We start from the raw sequence: 18,599 nt of genomic DNA, 5'->3' as shown, positions 1-18,599 counted from the left end.
CTCCTTTTATTAATTATCGAGTATAGATATTAATATCGTCTATAACAAACACCTATCCTCTTTCTAGGATGTCATCAATAGCAGGAAACTTATGCAACTCTTTTGCCATACGCTCTAATGGCATCGTTCCGTAATCTCTAGCCACTGAGTTACCACCTGCATGGCCTGTAATTGCATCATGCACATCCTCAGCAATTTCAGCCTCTCGGCATAACGTCTTAAAGGTATGGCGGAACCCATGCGAAGGGCTGGCGCTGCTCTTCAACGCAACTACCTTTCGCAAGTACTCGGCCCATCGTTTGCCAAAGTTAGCCCCATAGAAGCCCGCAGCATCTCGCTCAAGTAGTGGGAAGAGTTGTCCATTCTTGGACATGCTGAGCGCGTACTCAAGAAAGCCACGCTTAACTAAATCGGGATGGATGGGTATCACCCGCCGACTTCCTGCTGTCTTAACACTCCTGCCTGCATCGTCCTCTGGTGATGAAAGAATGTTCAAACAAGGCAGCTCGCCATGCATCAATACATCTTTCGCCGCAAGCTGCGCCAGCTCCTCACGCCGCGCTCCGGTGTAGTACATCAGCAGGGGCATCCAAGACCAAGCTCCGCCAAAATTCGCACGCGGAGGCTCCCATCCGCTTGTGAAGATTGGGCTGCTAAAAATCCGCCTCAGTTCTTCTTGTGAATAGTGTTTTACCTGCGAGGTGCTAGATCGACTTTCAGCCCTCTTTGCCGCTGCACGCCCCGTGCCGCCAGCGATTACAGGGTTCTCTGTAATCCTTCCCGCAAGGACTCCATGGCTCAGCACCGCCGACAATGCACGCAACTTATTGCGCACAGTAGCAGCAGAAATCCGGGGCAAGTCTTTGCTGTCGGCCAACTCAATTTGCCGCAATGCAGACAGCCCTCGGATACCATTTCCCTTAACGGGAAGCTGCACCAGCAATGCTCTGTACTCTTTGATCTTAGCCCTATCAATCTGCTCCAGAGTCAGATCACCGCACAACTCAATGAACTGCTTAGAAGCAGCCTTGAATGTTGTCAACGTCTTGCGAACACCTGGCGTGTCACCATCATTGAGAAGCTTCTCTTCACTGTACGTTGTGAACAAGTCGAGTAAACGCGGCTTCTGCTCCAAGGGCTTACGGCTCTGCTCTATGGACAAAGGTTCATGTTCTAAAACCTGAGTCTGAGCCAGCCAGTCTCCTTCATATCGACGCTCAGCGAAGTCAGACAGACGAATCCAATGCTCACGAAAGGCTGTCCTCAAACGCTCTTTGACTTCCGGCGTCCCTAGTCCCCGAATGTGATGCTCTTTGAGTGCTTCGCTAACGCTTGAGTCGGCTATGCGATCTAGGTCGACTTCGTCTAAATAGCCGTCATCTAGGGCTGTTTGAATGGTTACACGTTCGAGATGGGCTTCACTATGCTCACCCACTCCCCATCCTACCGTCTGACTGGGTACAAGCATGGTATCAAACGCCCCACTCGCTTCCAGCCTTGCTTGCTCACCCCTAAACCACCGTGCTGCTAATTGTTGTATATCCCGGGCGTTAAGCACCTCTGCACCCTGCACTTGGGCACGCGCCAAAGCAAACGCTCTTTCTGAGTTGCCCCACTCCTCAGCAAATCTCTCCTTTGCCTCGCTTGGATCACGGGTGTTCAAGGTCTTCTTGTACTCCCGCCCCAACACAACCACTAGCTCTTTTGGAACTTTGCGACGTAGTTGATAGATACCACTTGAGGTCTTGACGGGCTGCGCCATGAAGGATCGCCTTCGGGGAAGTGAACGACCTTCGATTCTATGAAGCATAGATGCCATGGTGTACCTGTCTGGTGTACCAAATCAGGCATACAACATGCAGATAGGAATGAAAGAAGCCCCTGATTCATTTAAGAATCAAGGGCTTAGTCATCTTGGTGGCCCGGGACGGAATCGAACCGCCGACACAAGGATTTTCAATCCTCTGCTCTACCGACTGAGCTACCAGGCCTTTTTGATTTCAGCAGATGAACTCTGCTAAGCCTGCAATTATAGGCATATTTTCAGCCTCAAATTTACTTATCCAGACTCTGACTCGTCAGACAGTTCAGTGGATTGAACACCAGAGAGGACAAAACAGAAAACCCCTAGATTATTTCTAATCTAGGGGTTTAAATTTGGTGGCCCGGGACGGAATCGAACCGCCGACACAAGGATTTTCAATCCTCTGCTCTACCGACTGAGCTACCAGGCCTTTTCAGAAATCGCGAGTACCGAAGCTGCAATTATATGCACAGTTTTCGACCTCAAAATGAAATTGGCGAATTTTCTGAAAATTATCCGCGGCGGTTACGCCCTAGGTCTACGCCCAGCTGTCTCAGCTTGCGATAAAGGTGGGTGCGCTCAAGACCCGTCTTCTCGGCCACTCGAGTCATAGAGCCGCCCTCGCGCGCCAAGTGAAATTCAAAGTACGCTTTTTCAAAACCATCACGTGCTTCGCGCAGCGGGCGGTCTAGATCAAAGCCTTGGTGAGAGTTCGGCAAATTATCTTCGGCGGCCTTGGCAGTAATGCTGACTGCTGCCGAAGCAGCCACCCCGTTGCTGGCTGCAGACGCAGCCTCTGCATTTTGGTTTGCCGTGCTGCGCGCCAAGCCCTGCTCCACTGCTTTGAGCAGCTTTTGCATGGTGATGGGCTTTTCGAGGAAGGAGAGTGCGCCGATGCGCGTTGCTTCAACGGCTGTTTCGATGGTGGCGTGGCCACTCATCATGATGACGGGCATCGTGAGCTGGCCTGCGCCCGCCCACTCTTTCAACAAGGTGACGCCGTCCGTGTCGGGCATCCAGATATCAAGCAAAACCAGATCGTAGTTATTGCTTGCTCTAGCAATGCGTGCCTGCGTGGCGTTTTCTGCCACGTCCACACTATGACCTTCGTCGTTGAGGATTTCCGACAACAAATCCCGGATCCCCAGTTCGTCGTCGACCACCAGTATGTTTGCCATGTGTCTAAAGCCTATTGCTGTGCATTGTTAGGAGGGGCAATCAAGCTGCCGCCTCCATACGATCGTTGGGTACAAATGATAGCGACACTCGCGCGCCTTGCACTACCCCGTCTTCTTCACGGTTACCCAGGTCTACTCTTGCGCCGTGCTCATCTGCAATTTTCTTGACGACGGCCAAGCCAAGACCCGTTCCCCGAGCTTTGGTAGTGACATAGGGCTCAAATGCTTTTTTCAAAATATTAGGAGCAAAACCTGTGCCACTGTCGCTGATGCTCAAGCGCACGCGTTGAGCGCTCTCGTTCCAGCGCGTCTCAATTGTGACTGAGCCGGGAGTCTGCCCTGTTTCTTGGGCTCTCTGTGCCGTCGCGTCTTGTGCATTTTGCAAAAGATTGTGGATGACTTGGCGCAATTGCTGGCTGTCGCCTTGAATTAATGGGCAAGTCTCGTCCAAAAAGACGTCTACGCGCACGGCGGCATTCTCTTCGCCATAAAGCTGCAAGACATCTGTCACCAACGCATTCAAATCGAGGGCTTGAAGATTGGCGGCGGGCAAACGTGCATAGTCGCGAAATTCATCGACGAGGCGCTTCATGGCAGCGACCTGATCGACGATGGTTTTGACCGACTTGGTCAGCAAGGCCTGCTCTGTGGGCTGGAGCTTGTCTGTGAGCTTCATGGCCATGCGCTCTGCAGACAGCTGAATAGGAGTCAACGGGTTCTTGATTTCATGGGCCACACGGCGAGCCACTTCACCCCAAGCCTGCGCACGCTGGGCGGAGACAATCTCAGAAATATCGTCAAACACCAGCAGGCGCTGGTTTTCAGGCAGCTCTGCTCCGCGCATGACCAGACTGGTGCTGTTTTGCTCTACATCACCATGACCGCTACCGCCATCAAGCTCATAGACCTGCTGCCAGCGATCGCGGCCTTGCTCTCCAGAAGCATCACCCAAAAAGATATCAAACTGCACCTGCACCACGCGGGCAAAGTCTTGCAGCCCAGAGACGTCGCCTAAGCGCTTGCCCTGAAACACAGCCATAGGTGCGCGCAAAATTCGCGTGGCGCCGGGGTTGCTCAGCACGATGTGCCAGTTTTTATCGAGCACGATGACGCCCGACGTGAGGTTGTCCAAAATGGTCTGCAGATTGCTTCGTGCGGCTTCAAGCTGAAAAAGATTACGATTGGCATCAGAGCGCGCATCCGACAGTTGCTGCGTCATGGCGGCAAAAGAGCGCGTCAGGCCGCCAATCTCATCGTGAGTTTGAAGCGCGGGTTTAGGGCGCAAATCACCACGCGCCACATCGCGCATACCTTGGGCCAGTAGCAGCAAAGGCTTGGCCAACTGATTACCCAGCACCACGGCCAGCACCACGGCCCCAAATACGGCAAGGAACAGCGCCAGCGTGAGTGTGCCGATATACATGCGCTGCAAACCCACGCGAGCAAGCGCTCGCTCTTGATACTCACGATTCGCCGCTTGAACGGCCAAAGCATTCACAACCAATGCCTCAGGCAAGGGTATCAAAGCCTGCAAATAGCGCGTTTCATCCAGAAGATTGACTGTGGAGCGGGGCACCAAGACCAGCGTACGGACTTGAGCGCTGATTTGCGCTTTATCTGCTGGCACATCTGCAGCATCGTCCAAGCCTTCAATGCTAGCAACTGCACGCTGGCCGCTTTGCTCACGCAGGCTGCGCAATTGCTGTGGACTTGGGCGCTCGGGTGCCAAGCTAAATTGCGACTGCCCAGCACTGGCAATGGCTTTGCCTGATGCATTCCAGAGCACCACATCTGTCGCACCAATTTGGTCACGAATGCGCTCCAGCATTAAGGCTGCGCCGGCATCTGAGGTTTGGGAAAGCTGCATACCCGCGGTGCGGGTGTTATTAGCCATGTCATTGGCTACCGTATCCAATGTGGAACTGGCAAGACTCACGCCCGCAGACAACGCACCTTCAACTTTGACGTCAAACCAGCTCTCGATGGAGCGGGAGACGAACTGATACGACACCACATAAATCAGCAAGCCCGGCAGCAAACCCACCAGCATGAAAATACCCGCCAACTTAAGCAGCAGCCTGCTGCCAAAGCGCCCACGCTTAAGCCGCAGTACCAGTCGCAGGCCACCCCAAAGTAGCACCAGCACCAGCAACCCGGCCACCACCACATTGGCAGCAAACAACCAGTTGTAATTGCGCTCGTAAGCCAAGCGATTGTTGGTTGCCATGGTCAGCAAGAACAGCAGCAAGATGCCGACAACGGCCATCAAAACCCCGCCCAGCACCACAGCCCAGCGTGTTGTGCGTGACCAGCGCCCCATCGATGCGGCGCTGCTGCCTTCGACGTCCAAATGCTGAAACTCAACCATCAGGGCGCAGCCTCCAATATCTGCGTGCGCGAGAGCTGCAAGTTCCAGCCTGATCGGCCTAAGGCACCAATCTGCAAAGGCCTTGGCAAAGAAGAAATATCAACACGAAAGCGCAGTTGCACCGAAGCGCCCGAGCTAGCACTCAGTTGTGCAGGCTCCAAAATCTTCCACCGGTAAATGCGCTGAATGGCAGCCACAGCGTCTTCTAATTGTTCATAGGTCTGGCCCAGCGCCAATCCCGAACCCGAACTGGTAAATGAGGTGCTTGAAATATGCAAGCGCCAGCGGCGCGTGAGCGGCTGATGCGTGATGCGGAAATACCTTGTGGCCGCGCCCAGTTGCTCATCAGACCAATACCAGCGCTCACGCTGCACCACGGCATCAGCGACAAAATACATGGGTATGCCTTGGCGCAGGGCATCTTCGACTTGGCCGGGTAACTCAAACTGCAAGTTGGCAGAGACAAAGACGCCTTCATCCGTGCGGAAAACCTGCATCGAGCTGATATCTGGGGGCGCCGTATCGGCATGCGCCTGATTTAGGTTAGCGCATAGCAGCATCGCTGCTATGGCGACTCCAAAAAAGGCACGCACCATACGCCATACGGCTCCCGCCGCAGCGTTAGCGCGATTTTTCCAGCAGTGCGTAAAAGAAGCCGTCGTGGTCACCCAAGGGATTGTCAGACACAGGGGCAACTTTTGCCGCACTACCAGGTAATAAATGTCCCGCAGCAGGCAAGCTGGTCACGGTAGTGTTGCGCGTAAGAAACGCTTGCACCTGTACATCGCCTTCGGACTTGAATACCGAGCAAGTGCAATAGACCATACGGCCGCCTGGCTGCAGCAGCGGCCACAGCGTATCAAGCAACTTGGACTGAATGGTGGCGAGCTGGGCCACATCGCTTTCGCGGCGCAACCAGCGCACATCGGGCTGGCGGCGAACAATGCCCGAGGCCGTGCAGGGAGCATCCAGCAAAATGGCATCAAAAGGCAGGCCACCGCATTGCGACTCAAACCAGTCTTGAGGTTTGGAGGCATCGGCCACCACCACCTTTGCCTGCAGACCCAAACGGGCCAGTGTTTCGCCAATGCGGCGGGCGCGCTCGGGGTCAATTTCCAGCGCTGTCACTTCAATGCTGCCGGGAGCGGCGTGCTCCAGCAAATGCGCAGTCTTGCCACCGGGGGCTGCACAAGCATCCAGCACGCGAAGGGGGCGGCCTTGGGGCAGCGCCATTCCGTTCAACAGCAAAGGCGCGGCAGCCTGAGCGGCACCGTCTTGAACCGAGGCCCAGCCTTCCTCAAAGTGCGGCAGCTCTTGCACAGGCGCAGCATGCTCCAGCTGAAGGCCGGCATCAGCCACTAGCTGCGCTTTCAAATTCATAGCTGCTAGTGCAGACTGATATTGGACTGGCGTGCATTTTTGCTTGTTAACGCGCAGCGTCATGGGCGGCTGATCGTTATTGGCCGCAAGAATCGCCTGCCAATCTTGAGGGTGGTCTTTCTTAAGGCGAGCAATCCACCAAGCAGGGTGGTTCCAGACTGCAACCGGATCGCCATCAGTCGCGGCGACCAGTTCATCGCGCTCGCGCAAAAAACGACGCAGACAGCCGTTAATAAAGCCCGACTGCGCACGCGCGCTGCCATTTTTGGCAGCTTCCACCGCTTGGTTCACCAGCGTGAATGGAGGATAAGGCGCATGGTCTTCATCCCATGCCAAAGCCAAAGCCGTGCTGAGCAAAGCACTGACCTTGGGAGCCGGAGCACGCGACACCAGTTGTTTTTGCAGTGCCTGAGCACGGCCCAGATTGCGCAGCACCTGAAACAGCAACGCCTGCACACCCGGACGCAAACGCGGCGGCACCTGTGCCAGCACGGTCTTGCTGGACTGGCCACCCAAAATGCCGTGCAAGGCCTTGGCCACGGCATCCAGCTGTTGCCATAGGGCAGGCGCATTGGGTGTGGCAGCGCCTTGGCTGGCGTTCTTGGGTTTGGACGGCGTGGAAGTCATGAAATGCAGACCTGAGAAATAGGAAATCAATGAAAAACGCTCCCGTCTGCACATGGCAGAGCGGGAGCGCGGTGCATCAGCAGTGATCCAAAGCCGTTGCCAGCTTCAGATCAGGGCTTTGCTTACTCAGCCGATGCGTTGCCCGCAGGAGCAACTTCAGCGTCGTCGGCCAGAACACCGGCCAGCTCAGCTTCTTCAGCCTCGGCGATGGAGCGGCGCTCGGCGTCGTCCATTTCGTCCTTGGCCTTGCGAGCTTGGTGATATGCCAAACCGGTACCGGCAGGAATCAAACGACCCACAATCACGTTTTCCTTCAGACCACGCAGTTCGTCGCGCTTGCCCATGATGGCAGCTTCGGTCAGAACACGGGTGGTTTCCTGGAAGGAAGCCGCAGAGATGAACGAGTCGGTCGACAGCGACGCCTTGGTAATACCCAGCAGCACGTTGGAGTACGTAGCGGGGATCTTGCCATCACGTTGCATAGCTTCGTTGGTGTTGAGCACCTCGGAACGCTCGACCTGTTCACCCTGGATGTAGGTGGTATCGCCAGAGTTCTCGATGATCACGCGACGCAGCATCTGGCGAACGATCACCTCGATGTGCTTGTCGTTAATCTTCACACCCTGCAAGCGGTACACGTCCTGCACTTCGTCAACGATGTAACGAGCCAGCTCTTCGATACCCAGCAAACGCAGGATGTCTTGTGGGTCGGCTGGGCCGTCCACAATCGATTCGCCCTTGTTCACCACCTGGCCTTCGTGGACCAGAATGTTGCGCTCCTTAGGCACCAGCTCTTCAGAGACCTTGCCTTCCAGATCAGTGATCTGCAGGCGGATCTTGCCCTTGGTTTCCTTACCGAACGACACGGTACCGGTCATTTCGGCCAGAGTGCCCTTGTCCTTAGGTGTACGCGCTTCGAACAGCTCGGCCACACGTGGCAGACCACCGGTAATGTCTCGGGTCTTCTGACCTTCAACAGGGATACGCGCCAGCACTTCGCCTGGGCCCACTTCTTGGCCGTCACGCACTTGAATCAGCGCGCCCACCTGGAAGCCAATCGTTACCGAGTGATCGGTACCGGGGATCTTGACTTCTTGGTTGTTGGCATCAATCAGCTTGACCTGAGGACGAATCACCTTGGCGGAGCCGCGGCGCTTAGGATCGATCACCACCAGAGTGGACAGACCAGTCACTTCGTCGACCTGCTTGGCAACCGTCAGACCTTCTTCCACATTTTCGAAATTCACGCGACCGGCGTATTCCGTAATGATGGGTCGAGTCAGAGGATCCCAGTTAGCCAAGATCTTGCCGGCCTTGATGACTTCATCAGGCTTGATCGTCAAGATGGCACCGTAAGGCACTTTGTGACGCTCACGCTCACGGCCGTTTTCGCTGATCACGATTTCGCCGGAACGGGAAATCACTACCAGCTCGCCCTTGGTGTTGGACACATAGCGCATCGTGCTGTTAAAGCCGATGGAACCATTGGACTTGGCTTCCACGCTCGACGCGATAGCTGCACGCGAAGCTGCACCACCAATGTGGAACGTACGCATGGTCAGCTGTGTACCAGGCTCACCGATGGACTGAGCGGCGATCACACCCACGGCTTCGCCGAGGTTGATCATGCCGCCACGACCCAAGTCGCGACCATAGCAAGTTGCGCACAGACCAAAGCGGGTTTCGCAGGTCAGTGCAGTACGGACCTTGATTTCGTCCACGCCGTAGACTTCCAGCTCTTCGAGCAGGTCTTCGTCCAGCAAGGTACCAGCAGGCAGCAGCACAGAGCGGTTCTCTGGGTGCAGCACGTCTTCAGCGGTCGAACGACCCAGCACGCGGTCGCGCAGGGATTCGATCACTTCACCGCCTTCGACGATGGCGCGCATCATGTAGCCGTTGGAGGTGCCGCAGTCTTGTTCGTTCACGACCAAGTCTTGCGTCACATCCACCAGACGACGAGTCAGGTAACCCGAGTTCGCTGTCTTCAACGCCGTATCCGCCAGACCCTTACGAGCACCGTGGGTGGAGATGAAGTACTGCAACACATTGAGGCCTTCGCGGAAGTTCGCGGTAATAGGCGTCTCAATAATCGAGCCATCAGGCTTGGCCATCAGACCACGCATACCGGCCAGCTGACGAATCTGAGCTGCGGAGCCTCGGGCGCCGGAGTCAGCCATCATGTAAATGGCGTTGAAGGACTCTTGGTCCACCACGTTGCCGTGACGGTCAGTGGTCTTTTCAACCTTCAGCTGGTCCATCATCACCTTGGACACGTCGTCGCCGGCCTTGCCCCAGATGTCCACAACCTTGTTGTAGCGCTCACCGGAGGTCACCAGACCCGATACGTACTGCTGCTCGATTTCCTTCACTTCGCTTTCAGCGCGTGCCAGGATGTCGGCCTTTTGTGGAGGCACCAGCATGTCATCGATGGAGATCGAGATACCAGCGTGTGTGGACAGACGGAAACCGTTTTGCAGCAGCTTGTCCGCAAACACCACCGTTGCCTTCAGACCGCACTTGCGGAAGGAGGCATTGATCAGCTTGGAGATTTCCTTCTTCTTCAGCGCCTTGTTCATGTTGCTGAAAGCCAGGCCCTTAGGCAGGATTTCAGACATCAAACCACGACCCACAGTGGTTTCCACGAGCGAGGTCACGGGCTCAAATTCGCCAGTTTCCTTGTTCTTGTTCCACTCAGTCAGGCGCACGCTGATCTTGGCGTGCAGTTCGGTCTCACCGGCATCCAGAGCGCGTTGCAGCTCCATCAGGTCGGCAAACACCATGCCTTCGCCCTTGCCGTTGATCTTTTCACGCGTGGCGTGATACAGACCCAGCACCACGTCCTGAGAAGGAACGATGGAGGGTTCACCCGAAGCGGGGAACAGCACGTTGTTGGAGGCCAGCATCAACACGCGAGCTTCCATCTGTGCTTCCACAGACAAAGGCACGTGAACAGCCATCTGGTCACCGTCAAAGTCGGCATTGAACGCAGCGCAAACCAGCGGGTGCAGCTGAATCGCCTTGCCTTCGATCAGGATAGGTTCGAACGCCTGGATACCCAAACGGTGCAGCGTAGGCGCACGGTTGAGCATGATCGGGTGTTCTTTGATGACCTCTTCCAAGATGTCCCACACGACTGGCGTGCCGGCTTCCACTTCCTTCTTGGCAGCCTTGATGGTCGTGGCGATGCCACGCTGCTCGAGCTGCGCAAAGATGAAAGGCTTGAACAGCTCCAGAGCCATCAGCTTAGGCAGACCACACTGGTGCAGCTTGAGGTAAGGACCCACGGTAATCACGGAACGACCGGAGTAGTCGACGCGCTTACCCAGCAAGTTCTGACGGAAACGACCGCTCTTACCCTTGATCATGTCGGCCAAGGACTTGAGAGCACGCTTGTTAGCGCCTGTCATTGCCTTACCGCGACGACCGTTATCCAGCAGCGAGTCAACCGCTTCTTGCAGCATGCGCTTTTCATTGCGAGCAATGATTTCAGGAGCCTTCAGCTCCAGCAGGCGGCGCAGACGCGAGTTACGGTTAATAACGCGGCGGTACAGATCGTTCAGGTCGGAAGTGGCGAAACGGCCACCGTCCAGAGGCACCAGAGGACGCAGATCGGGAGGCAGCACGGGCAGCACTTCCATCACCATCCAGCCGGGCTTGATACCAGACTTCTTGAATGCTTCGAGCAGCTTCAAACGCTTGGCATTCTTCTTGACCTTAACTTCAGAGCCGGTCAAGTCGTTGCGCAGGCGTTCGGTTTCGATGTCGATATCGATGCCTTCGAGCAGGTCCTTGATACCTTCAGCGCCCATCTTGGCGGTGAATTCGTCGTAGCCGTACTCGATTTGCTTAGCGTCGTAGTCGTCCTCGGTCATGATGCTGAACTTCTTCAGCGGAGTCATGCCGGGGTCAGTCACCACGTAGGCTTCAAAGTACAAAACGCGTTCGATGTCACGCAGCGTCATGTCCAGCACCAGGCCCAAGCGCGAAGGCAAGGACTTCAGGAACCAGATGTGGGCGCAAGGAGCGGCCAGGTCGATGTGACCCATACGCTCACGGCGAACCTTAGTCTGCGTCACTTCAACGCCGCACTTCTCGCAGATTACACCGCGGTGCTTGAGGCGCTTGTACTTACCGCACAGGCATTCGTAGTCCTTGATTGGGCCAAAAATCTTGGCGCAAAACAGACCATCACGCTCAGGCTTGAAGGTACGGTAGTTAATTGTTTCAGGCTTCTTTACTTCACCAAAAGACCACGAACGGATCTTTTCGGGCGAAGCCAAGCCAATCTTGATGGCATCAAAATGCTCATCAGGCGTAAATTGCTTGAACAGGTCGAGTAGCGATTTCATGTAACTCTTTCCCTTTTCGTCAAAAATCATTGCAGCCACCGCTGGATTTGCCTTGGTTTGAGGAAAGAACCAAGCGCAAATCCTTTTTTTCAAGCGGTTGCAGCTCTCTGTTTAGTAGGCGTTAAGAACGCTCGAGCTCGATATCCAAGCCCAGAGAGCGGATTTCCTTGACCAACACGTTGAACGACTCGGGCATGCCCGCTTCGATCGAGTGCTCGCCCTTGACGATGGACTCGTACACCTTGGTACGACCCACCACGTCATCGGACTTCACAGTCAACATTTCCTGCAGCACGTAAGCGGCGCCATAAGCTTCCAGCGCCCACACTTCCATTTCACCGAAACGCTGACCACCGAACTGAGCTTTACCGCCCAGAGGTTGCTGCGTAACCAGCGAGTAAGGACCTGTGGAGCGGGCGTGCATCTTGTCGTCGACCAAGTGGTGCAGCTTCAGGTAATGCATGTAGCCGATGGTGGTCGGACGCTCAAAGCGCTCGCCAGTACGGCCGTCATACAGGTAGGCCTGTGTACGAGGCTCGGTCAGGCCCTTGGCCTTTGCGATGTCGTCAGGGTAGGCCAGTTGCAGCATGTCCTTGATTTCGGCTTCAGAAGCACCATCAAACACAGGAGTTGCGAAAGGCACGCCAGTGGTCAATTCCTTGGCCATGGACATGACTTCGCTGTCGTCGAGGTTCGACAGCTCTTCCTTGCGACCGCTGCGGTTGTAGATCTCTTCCAAGAAGGCGCGCACTTCAGCAGCACGGGCTTCCTTTTGCAGCATGTCACCGATGCGCTGGCCCAGACCCTTACCGGCCCAGCCCAGGTGAACTTCCAGCACCTGACCGATATTCATACGCGAAGGCACGCCCAGCGGGTTCAGCACGATGTCAGCGGTGGAGCCATCAGCCAGGAAAGGCATGTCTTCCACAGGAGTGATCTTGGAGACCACACCCTTGTTACCGTGACGACCGGCCATCTTGTCACCAGGCTGCAGACGACGCTTAACAGCCAGGTAAACCTTGACCATCTTCAGCACGCCAGCTGGCAACTCATCGCCTTGCGTGAGCTTCTTGCGCTTTTCTTCGAACGCCAGATCAAACATGTGGCGTTGCTGTTCGATGGAGTTCTTGATGGACTCCAGCTGAGCGGCCACATCGTCTTCAGCAGGACGAATATCGAACCAGTGGAACTTCTCCACTCCGTCCAGATACGCCTTGTCGATCTTGGCACCCTTGGACAGTTTCTGAGGACCACCGTTGGCAACACGGCCAGTCAGCAGCTTCTCGATACGGTCAAAAGCGTCAGCTTCCACAATACGCAACTGGTCGTTCAGGTCCAGACGGAAGCGCTTGAGCTCATCATCAATAATTTGCTGAGCACGCTTGTCGCGCTGGATGCCTTCACGCGTGAACACTTGCACGTCGATCACGGTGCCCGAAGAGCCCTGGCTCACACGCAGCGATGTGTCCTTCACGTCGGAAGCCTTCTCGCCGAAGATGGCGCGCAGCAGCTTCTCTTCAGGAGTCAGCGTAGTTTCACCCTTAGGTGTGACCTTGCCCACCAGCACATCGCCGGGTTGCACTTCTGCACCCACGTAGATGATGCCCGACTCGTCCATGCGGTTCAGTTGCTGCTCGGACAGGTTGGGAATGTCGCGTGTGATTTCTTCGGCACCCAGCTTGGTGTCGCGAGCCATCACAACGAGTTCTTCGATGTGGATCGAGGTGTAGCGATCGTCAGCCACGATGCGCTCGTTGATCATCACCGAGTCTTCGTAGTTGTAGCCATTCCAAGGCATAAACGCGATCAGCATGTTCTGGCCGATAGCGATTTCACCCAGATCGGTCGATGCGCCGTCAGCCAGCACATCACCCTTGGCCAGCAGGTCACCGCGGCTAACGATGGGGCGCTGATGGATGTTGGTGTTCTGGTTGGAACGCTGATACTTGATCAGGTTGTAAATGTCCACGCCAACTTCGCCAGCAACGGCTTCGTCGTCGTTCACACGAATCACGATACGGGTCGCGTCAACATAGTCAACGATACCGCCACGCTTAGCCGTCACCACAGTGCCGGAGTCAACCGCAGCAACGCGCTCGATACCAGTACCGACCATGGGCTTTTCAGGACGCAGCACAGGCACAGCCTGACGCGACATATTGGCACCCATCAAGGCACGGTTCGCATCATCGTGTTCCAGGAATGGAATCAGCGAAGCAGCAACCGACACGATCTGCGCAGGCGACACGTCCATGTACTGAACGCGCTCGGCCAACAGCAGTGTGGAGTCACCCTTTTCACGGGCCGACACCAAGTCACCCACCAGATTGCCTTCGGCATCCAGCTCGGCGTTAGCCTGAGCGATTACGTACTTGCCTTCTTCGATGGCCGACAGGTAGTCAATTTCCATCGTGACCTTGCCATCCACCACTCGGCGGTACGGGGTTTCAATGAAACCGTACTCGTTCAAGCGGGCGTACAGAGCCAGCGAGTTGATCAGGCCAATGTTTGGACCTTCAGGCGTTTCGATAGGGCAAACGCGACCGTAGTGGGTCACGTGCACGTCACGCACTTCAAAGCCTGCACGTTCGCGAGTCAGACCGCCTGGGCCCAGAGCGGAAACACGACGCTTGTGCGTGATTTCTGCCAGAGGGTTGGTCTGGTCCATGAACTGCGACAGCTGCGACGCACCGAAGAATTCCTTCAGAGCAGCCGAGATGGGCTTGGAGTTGATCAGGTCGTGAGGCATCAGGGGCTCTTGCTCAGCCTGACCCAGACGTTCCTTCACAGCCTTTTCGATACGTGCCAGACCGGTACGGTACTGGTTTTCGGCCAATTCGCCCACGCAACGCACGCGGCGGTTGCCCAGGTGGTCGATGTCATCGACTTCGCCGCGGCCATTGCGCAGGTCCACCAAAATCTTGACCACAGCCAAGATGTCTTCGTTGGACAGCACCATGGGACCGGTCGCGCCTTCGCGGCCGATCTTGGCATTGAACTTCATGCGGCCCACGCGCGACAGATCGTACGTATCCGGGTTGTAGAACAGGCGCTGGAACAGGGCCTGAACTGCATCTTCGGTTGGCGGCTCGCCGGGGCGCATCATGCGATAGATGGCAACGCGGGCAGCAAACTCGTCCACGGTTTCATCAGTACGCAGAGTCTGCGAGATGTAAGAGCCTTGGTCCAGTTCGTTGGTGTAGATGCATTGAACATCTTGCACACCAGCGCTGCGCAGCTTCTTGAGTAGTGCTTCCGTCAGTTCTTCGTTGGCCTTGGCGACGATTTCGCCGGTGTCTGGATCAACAATGTTCTTGGCCAGCACGCGGCCCAACAGGAAGTCTTCAGGCACGCTGACGAACTTGGTGCCAGATTGCTCCAGTTCGCGAGTGTGACGCGCAGTGATGCGCTTGTCCTTAGCGACGACAACCTTGCCAGCCTTGTCGGTGATGTCGAAACGAGCGACTTCGCCCTTCAGACGATCAGCCACAAATTCCATCTGCGCACCGCTGTCCATCAGGCGGAAATTGTCGTTCACGAAGAACGTCGCCAAGATGGTTTCAGGCGTCAGGCCAATAGCCTTGAGCAAAATGGAGACAGGCATCTTGCGACGACGGTCAACGCGGAAGTACAGCAGGTCCTTGGGATCGAACTCGAAGTCCAGCCAAGAGCCGCGGTAAGGGATGATACGTGCCGAGAACAGCAGCTTGCCCGAGCTATGGGTCTTGCCCTTGTCATGTTCAAAGAACACGCCAGGCGAGCGGTGCAGCTGAGACACGATCACGCGCTCGGTACCGTTGATGATGAAGGAGCCTTTTTCGGTCATCAGGGGCACTTCGCCCATGTAGACTTCTTGCTCTTTCACTTCCTTGACCACCTTGGACTGTGATGTCGAAGACTCACGGTCATAAATGATCAACTGGACCTTAGCGCGCACAGCGGAAGCAAAGGTCAGACCACGGGTCTGACATTCACGAACGTCGAAAGCGGGTTTGGCGAGGTTGTACTCGACAAACTTCATCTCCACAAAACCATTGTGAGAGACGATAGGGAAAGCAGAATTGAAGGCCGCTTGCAGGCCATCAATAGTGCGTTTTTTGGGGGCTACATCTGCCTGCAAGAATGCTGTATAGGCATCTTTTTGCATCTGCAGCAGATAAGGCACTTCGAGCACGCTATCGCGGCTGCCGAAACTCTTGCGGATTCGCTTGCGTTCGGTATAAGAATAGGCCATGAGATCTCCGGGCAAAGACATGAGTCCTGGGTCTGCGACGACTGCCCCACAAGGGACTACCTTGCGGGCTTGGCGGTTGGCCACTACCAACCATGGCTGACGGTGATGCGTTGCACACCACCCGAACCAAGGCATCTTCTGCTGTCGGATTGTCAGAAGACACTAAAAAGCAGACTCCCGAAGAAACCTGCTTTCTGGTGTGTTCTTTCAGCGCGTTTCACAAGCGCCAAAGGCTGGAGACCCTTTTAAGAGTCTCCAGCCCTTGATTTTACTGAATTACTTCAGTTCAGCCTTAGCACCGGCTTCGATCAGCTTCTTCACAGCAGCTTCAGCGTCAGCCTTGGCAACTGCTTCCTTGACAGCCTTAGGAGCGCCGTCAACCAGATCCTTAGCTTCCTTCAGACCCAGGCCAGTGATTTCACGCACAGCCTTAATCACGGAAACCTTGTTCGCGCCAGCTTCCAGCAGCATGACGTTGAACTCAGTCTTTTCTTCAGCAGCAGCAGCACCGCCGCCAGCAGCAGCAGGAGCAGCCATAGCAGCAGCGGACACGCCAAACTTCTCTTCAATTGCCTTGACCAGGTCGTTCAGTTCCAGAACAGTCATGCTGTCCAGGGCGGTCAAGAATGCGTCTTTATCGAATGCCATTTTGATTTCCTAAAATTTGTTGGTTTTGCCGAGCGCTTAGGCTTCGGCTGTTTCGGCTGCCACTTCGGCAGAGCCTTCGCTCTTCTTTGCCGCCAGAGCGCCCAGCACAACGGCTGTACGCGACATGGGGGACATAAGCAAGCCGCACACTTGTGCCAGCAACACTTCCTTGGAAGGAATGTTAGCCAGTTGCTTCACACCGTTCACGTCCAGGGCTTTGCCACCGAAAACGCCTGCGCGAATCACCAACTTATCGTTGGTCTTCGCGAAGTCAGCAACCACCTTAGCGGCAGCCACTGCGTCTTCAGAGAAGCCATAGATCAGAGGACCAGTCATCTGGTCAGCCACCACGTCAAACGCGCTACCGGCGACAGCACGGCGGGCCAAGGTGTTTTTCAACACGCTCAGGCTCACACCCTTGCTGCGAGCATCAGCACGCAGTTTGGTCATGTCGGCGACCGTGATGCCACGGTATTCCGCGATCACAAGCGTTTGAGCTTTAGCGGCGAGGCTGGTCACTTCGTTGATGACCGCTTCTTTCTCACTGCGATTAAGACTCAAGGTCTACTCCTTAAATGCACACTCGGGACAGGTCCCTCATGCGCGCTCTTGTTGCAGCGACCAACTGTTTAGGAAAAACTCCATCTGCAGCGGGATCGCCATCTGCGTTGGCCTTCGCGATTAAGTGATCTCATCACACCAACGGTCTTGGATGGCCTGCAGAAGCAACAACTCCTGCAGCCCACCACACCAGATGAGCCAGGCTCATCTGACGATTTCTAGCAATTACGCCGAGATGGACTGTGTATCGACGCGAACGCCCACACCCATAGTCGACGACACCGCCACCTTGCGCAGGTACTGACCCTTGCTGGTAGCAGGCTTAGCCTTGTTCAGGGCGTCAATCAGAGCAGCCAGGTTACCCTGCAGCTTATCGGAGTCGAACGAGCGACGGCCGATAGTGCCGTGAATGATACCGGCCTTGTCCACGCGGAACTGCACTTGACCAGCCTTGGCGTTCTTCACAGCCGTAGCGACGTCAGGAGTCACAGTGCCAACCTTGGGGTTAGGCATCAGACCACGTGGGCCCAGGATTTGACCCAACTGACCCACAACGCGCATAGCGTCAGGAGCAGCGATCACCACGTCGAAGGGCATGTCACCGGCCTTGACCATAGCGGCCAGGTCGTCCATACCGACCACGTCAGCGCCGGCAGCCTTAGCTTCTTCAGCCTTAGCACCTTGTGCGAACACAGCCACGCGAGCAGTCTTACCAGTACCGTGAGGCAGCACAACAGCGCCGCGCACCACTTGGTCCGACTTCTTAGCATCTACGCCCAGTTGCACGGCCACATCGATGGATTCATCGAACTTGGCAGTTGCAGCTTCCTTCACCAGCGCCACAGCGTCAGCGAAAGCGTACAGCTTGTTGGAGTCAACCTTGCCCTGGAGAGCTTTTTGCTTCTTAGTCAACTTGGACATTTACACGCCCTCCACAATCACGCCCATGGAACGGGCAGAGCCAGCCAGCGTACGCACAGCAGCGTCGACGTCAGCGGCGTTCATGTCCTTCAGCTTGGTGTTAGCAATTTCTTCCAGCTGAGCACGTGTGATCTTGCCGACCTTGTTCTTCAGAGGGTTCGAAGAACCCTTGTCCAGCTTGATAGCCTTCTTGATCAGAACAGTTGCGGGAGGGGTCTTGATGATGAACGTGAAGCTCTTATCAGCAAAAGCCGTGATCACCACAGGCAAAGGCAGACCTGGCTCGACACCTTGGGTCTGGGCGTTAAACGCCTTGCAGAATTCCATGATGTTGAGGCCACGCTGACCCAGCGCAGGACCGATGGGAGGGGAAGGGTTGGCCTTACCAGCTGGCACTTGCAGCTTGATGAAGCCGACGATTTTTTTCGCCATGTTAAGCTCCTTACGGGTATAGCGCTACGTGCAAACTATGCAAGCAGCTCCCCGAGGTGTTTGACTCTATAAAAAAGCTTCGCATTGAGTCAAAAAA

Annotated in this window: 11 protein-coding genes and 2 tRNA genes; all 13 read right to left on the bottom strand. The window is 55.6% G+C overall.

Translation table 11 applies throughout. The features are described 5' to 3' along the window. Positions 1-52 precede the first annotated feature (52 nt). Positions 53-1,762 carry a site-specific integrase gene (locus KUF54_RS13030; protein WP_219343226.1) on the bottom strand — a complete coding sequence of 570 codons (1,710 nt, stop codon included), beginning with the start codon at positions 1,760-1,762 and terminating at the stop codon, positions 53-55. Between the two features lie 153 nt (positions 1,763-1,915). Continuing rightward, positions 1,916-1,991, bottom strand: a tRNA-Phe gene (locus KUF54_RS13025). A gap of 167 nt (positions 1,992-2,158) precedes the next feature. After that, positions 2,159-2,234, bottom strand: a tRNA-Phe gene (locus KUF54_RS13020). Positions 2,235-2,316: 82 nt separating this feature from the next. Continuing rightward, positions 2,317-2,982, bottom strand: a complete 666-nt coding sequence (locus KUF54_RS13015) for a response regulator (protein ID WP_219343225.1) — start codon at positions 2,980-2,982, stop codon at positions 2,317-2,319. 40 nt (positions 2,983-3,022) lie between these two features. Next, positions 3,023-5,350, bottom strand: coding sequence for an ATP-binding protein (locus tag KUF54_RS13010; protein WP_219343224.1), 2,328 nt, complete (start codon positions 5,348-5,350; stop codon positions 3,023-3,025). After that, entirely contained in the window at positions 5,350-5,910 is a 561-nt protein-coding gene (locus KUF54_RS13005; RefSeq protein WP_255576448.1) for a DUF4390 domain-containing protein, read from the bottom strand. Before KUF54_RS13005 ends, KUF54_RS13010 begins: the two co-directional genes overlap by 1 nt. A gap of 61 nt (positions 5,911-5,971) precedes the next feature. Then, complete coding sequence (rsmB, locus tag KUF54_RS13000; protein WP_219343222.1) at positions 5,972-7,357, bottom strand: 16S rRNA (cytosine(967)-C(5))-methyltransferase RsmB; 1,386 nt, start codon at positions 7,355-7,357, stop codon at positions 5,972-5,974. 122 nt (positions 7,358-7,479) lie between these two features. Beyond that, a complete protein-coding gene (gene rpoC, locus KUF54_RS12995) occupies positions 7,480-11,706 on the bottom strand; it encodes a DNA-directed RNA polymerase subunit beta' (protein ID WP_219343221.1) in 4,227 nt (1,408 codons plus the stop codon). 121 nt (positions 11,707-11,827) lie between these two features. After that, on the bottom strand, positions 11,828-15,940 hold the full coding sequence (rpoB, locus tag KUF54_RS12990) for a DNA-directed RNA polymerase subunit beta (protein ID WP_219343220.1): 4,113 nt from the start codon (positions 15,938-15,940) through the stop codon (positions 11,828-11,830). A gap of 276 nt (positions 15,941-16,216) precedes the next feature. Further along, on the bottom strand, positions 16,217-16,588 hold the full coding sequence (gene rplL, locus KUF54_RS12985; RefSeq protein ID WP_219343219.1) for a 50S ribosomal protein L7/L12: 372 nt from the start codon (positions 16,586-16,588) through the stop codon (positions 16,217-16,219). Positions 16,589-16,624: 36 nt separating this feature from the next. Next, positions 16,625-17,149, bottom strand: coding sequence for a 50S ribosomal protein L10 (gene rplJ / locus KUF54_RS12980; protein WP_219343218.1), 525 nt, complete (start codon positions 17,147-17,149; stop codon positions 16,625-16,627). Positions 17,150-17,374: 225 nt separating this feature from the next. Continuing rightward, entirely contained in the window at positions 17,375-18,070 is a 696-nt protein-coding gene (gene rplA / locus KUF54_RS12975; RefSeq protein ID WP_219343217.1) for a 50S ribosomal protein L1, read from the bottom strand. After that, positions 18,071-18,502: a 50S ribosomal protein L11 gene (gene rplK / locus KUF54_RS12970; RefSeq protein ID WP_012202438.1), complete on the bottom strand. Its 432-nt coding sequence runs from the start codon at positions 18,500-18,502 to the stop codon at positions 18,071-18,073. Positions 18,503-18,599: the final 97 nt, after the last annotated feature.

Source organism: Comamonas sp. Y33R10-2, assembly GCF_019355935.1.
In the GTDB taxonomy this organism is placed as follows: domain Bacteria; phylum Pseudomonadota; class Gammaproteobacteria; order Burkholderiales; family Burkholderiaceae_C; genus Comamonas.
This window is presented reverse-complemented; position numbering and strand designations above follow the sequence as displayed.

What these genes read in the sequence shown, in the direction of transcription:
- KUF54_RS13030 (WP_219343226.1), bottom strand. Translation starts at nt 1,762, where the DNA reads ATGGCGCAGCCCGTCAAGACCTCAAGTGGTATCTATCAACTACGTCGC.
- KUF54_RS13015 (WP_219343225.1), bottom strand. Translation starts at nt 2,982, where the DNA reads ATGGCAAACATACTGGTGGTCGACGACGAACTGGGGATCCGGGATTTG.
- KUF54_RS13010 (WP_219343224.1), bottom strand. Translation starts at nt 5,350, where the DNA reads ATGGTTGAGTTTCAGCATTTGGACGTCGAAGGCAGCAGCGCCGCATCG.
- KUF54_RS13005 (WP_255576448.1), bottom strand. Translation starts at nt 5,910, where the DNA reads ATGCTGCTATGCGCTAACCTAAATCAGGCGCATGCCGATACGGCGCCC.
- rsmB (WP_219343222.1), bottom strand. Translation starts at nt 7,357, where the DNA reads ATGACTTCCACGCCGTCCAAACCCAAGAACGCCAGCCAAGGCGCTGCC.
- rpoC (WP_219343221.1), bottom strand. Translation starts at nt 11,706, where the DNA reads ATGAAATCGCTACTCGACCTGTTCAAGCAATTTACGCCTGATGAGCAT.
- rpoB (WP_219343220.1), bottom strand. Translation starts at nt 15,940, where the DNA reads ATGGCCTATTCTTATACCGAACGCAAGCGAATCCGCAAGAGTTTCGGC.
- rplL (WP_219343219.1), bottom strand. Translation starts at nt 16,588, where the DNA reads ATGGCATTCGATAAAGACGCATTCTTGACCGCCCTGGACAGCATGACT.
- rplA (WP_219343217.1), bottom strand. Translation starts at nt 18,070, where the DNA reads ATGTCCAAGTTGACTAAGAAGCAAAAAGCTCTCCAGGGCAAGGTTGAC.
- rplK (WP_012202438.1), bottom strand. Translation starts at nt 18,502, where the DNA reads ATGGCGAAAAAAATCGTCGGCTTCATCAAGCTGCAAGTGCCAGCTGGT.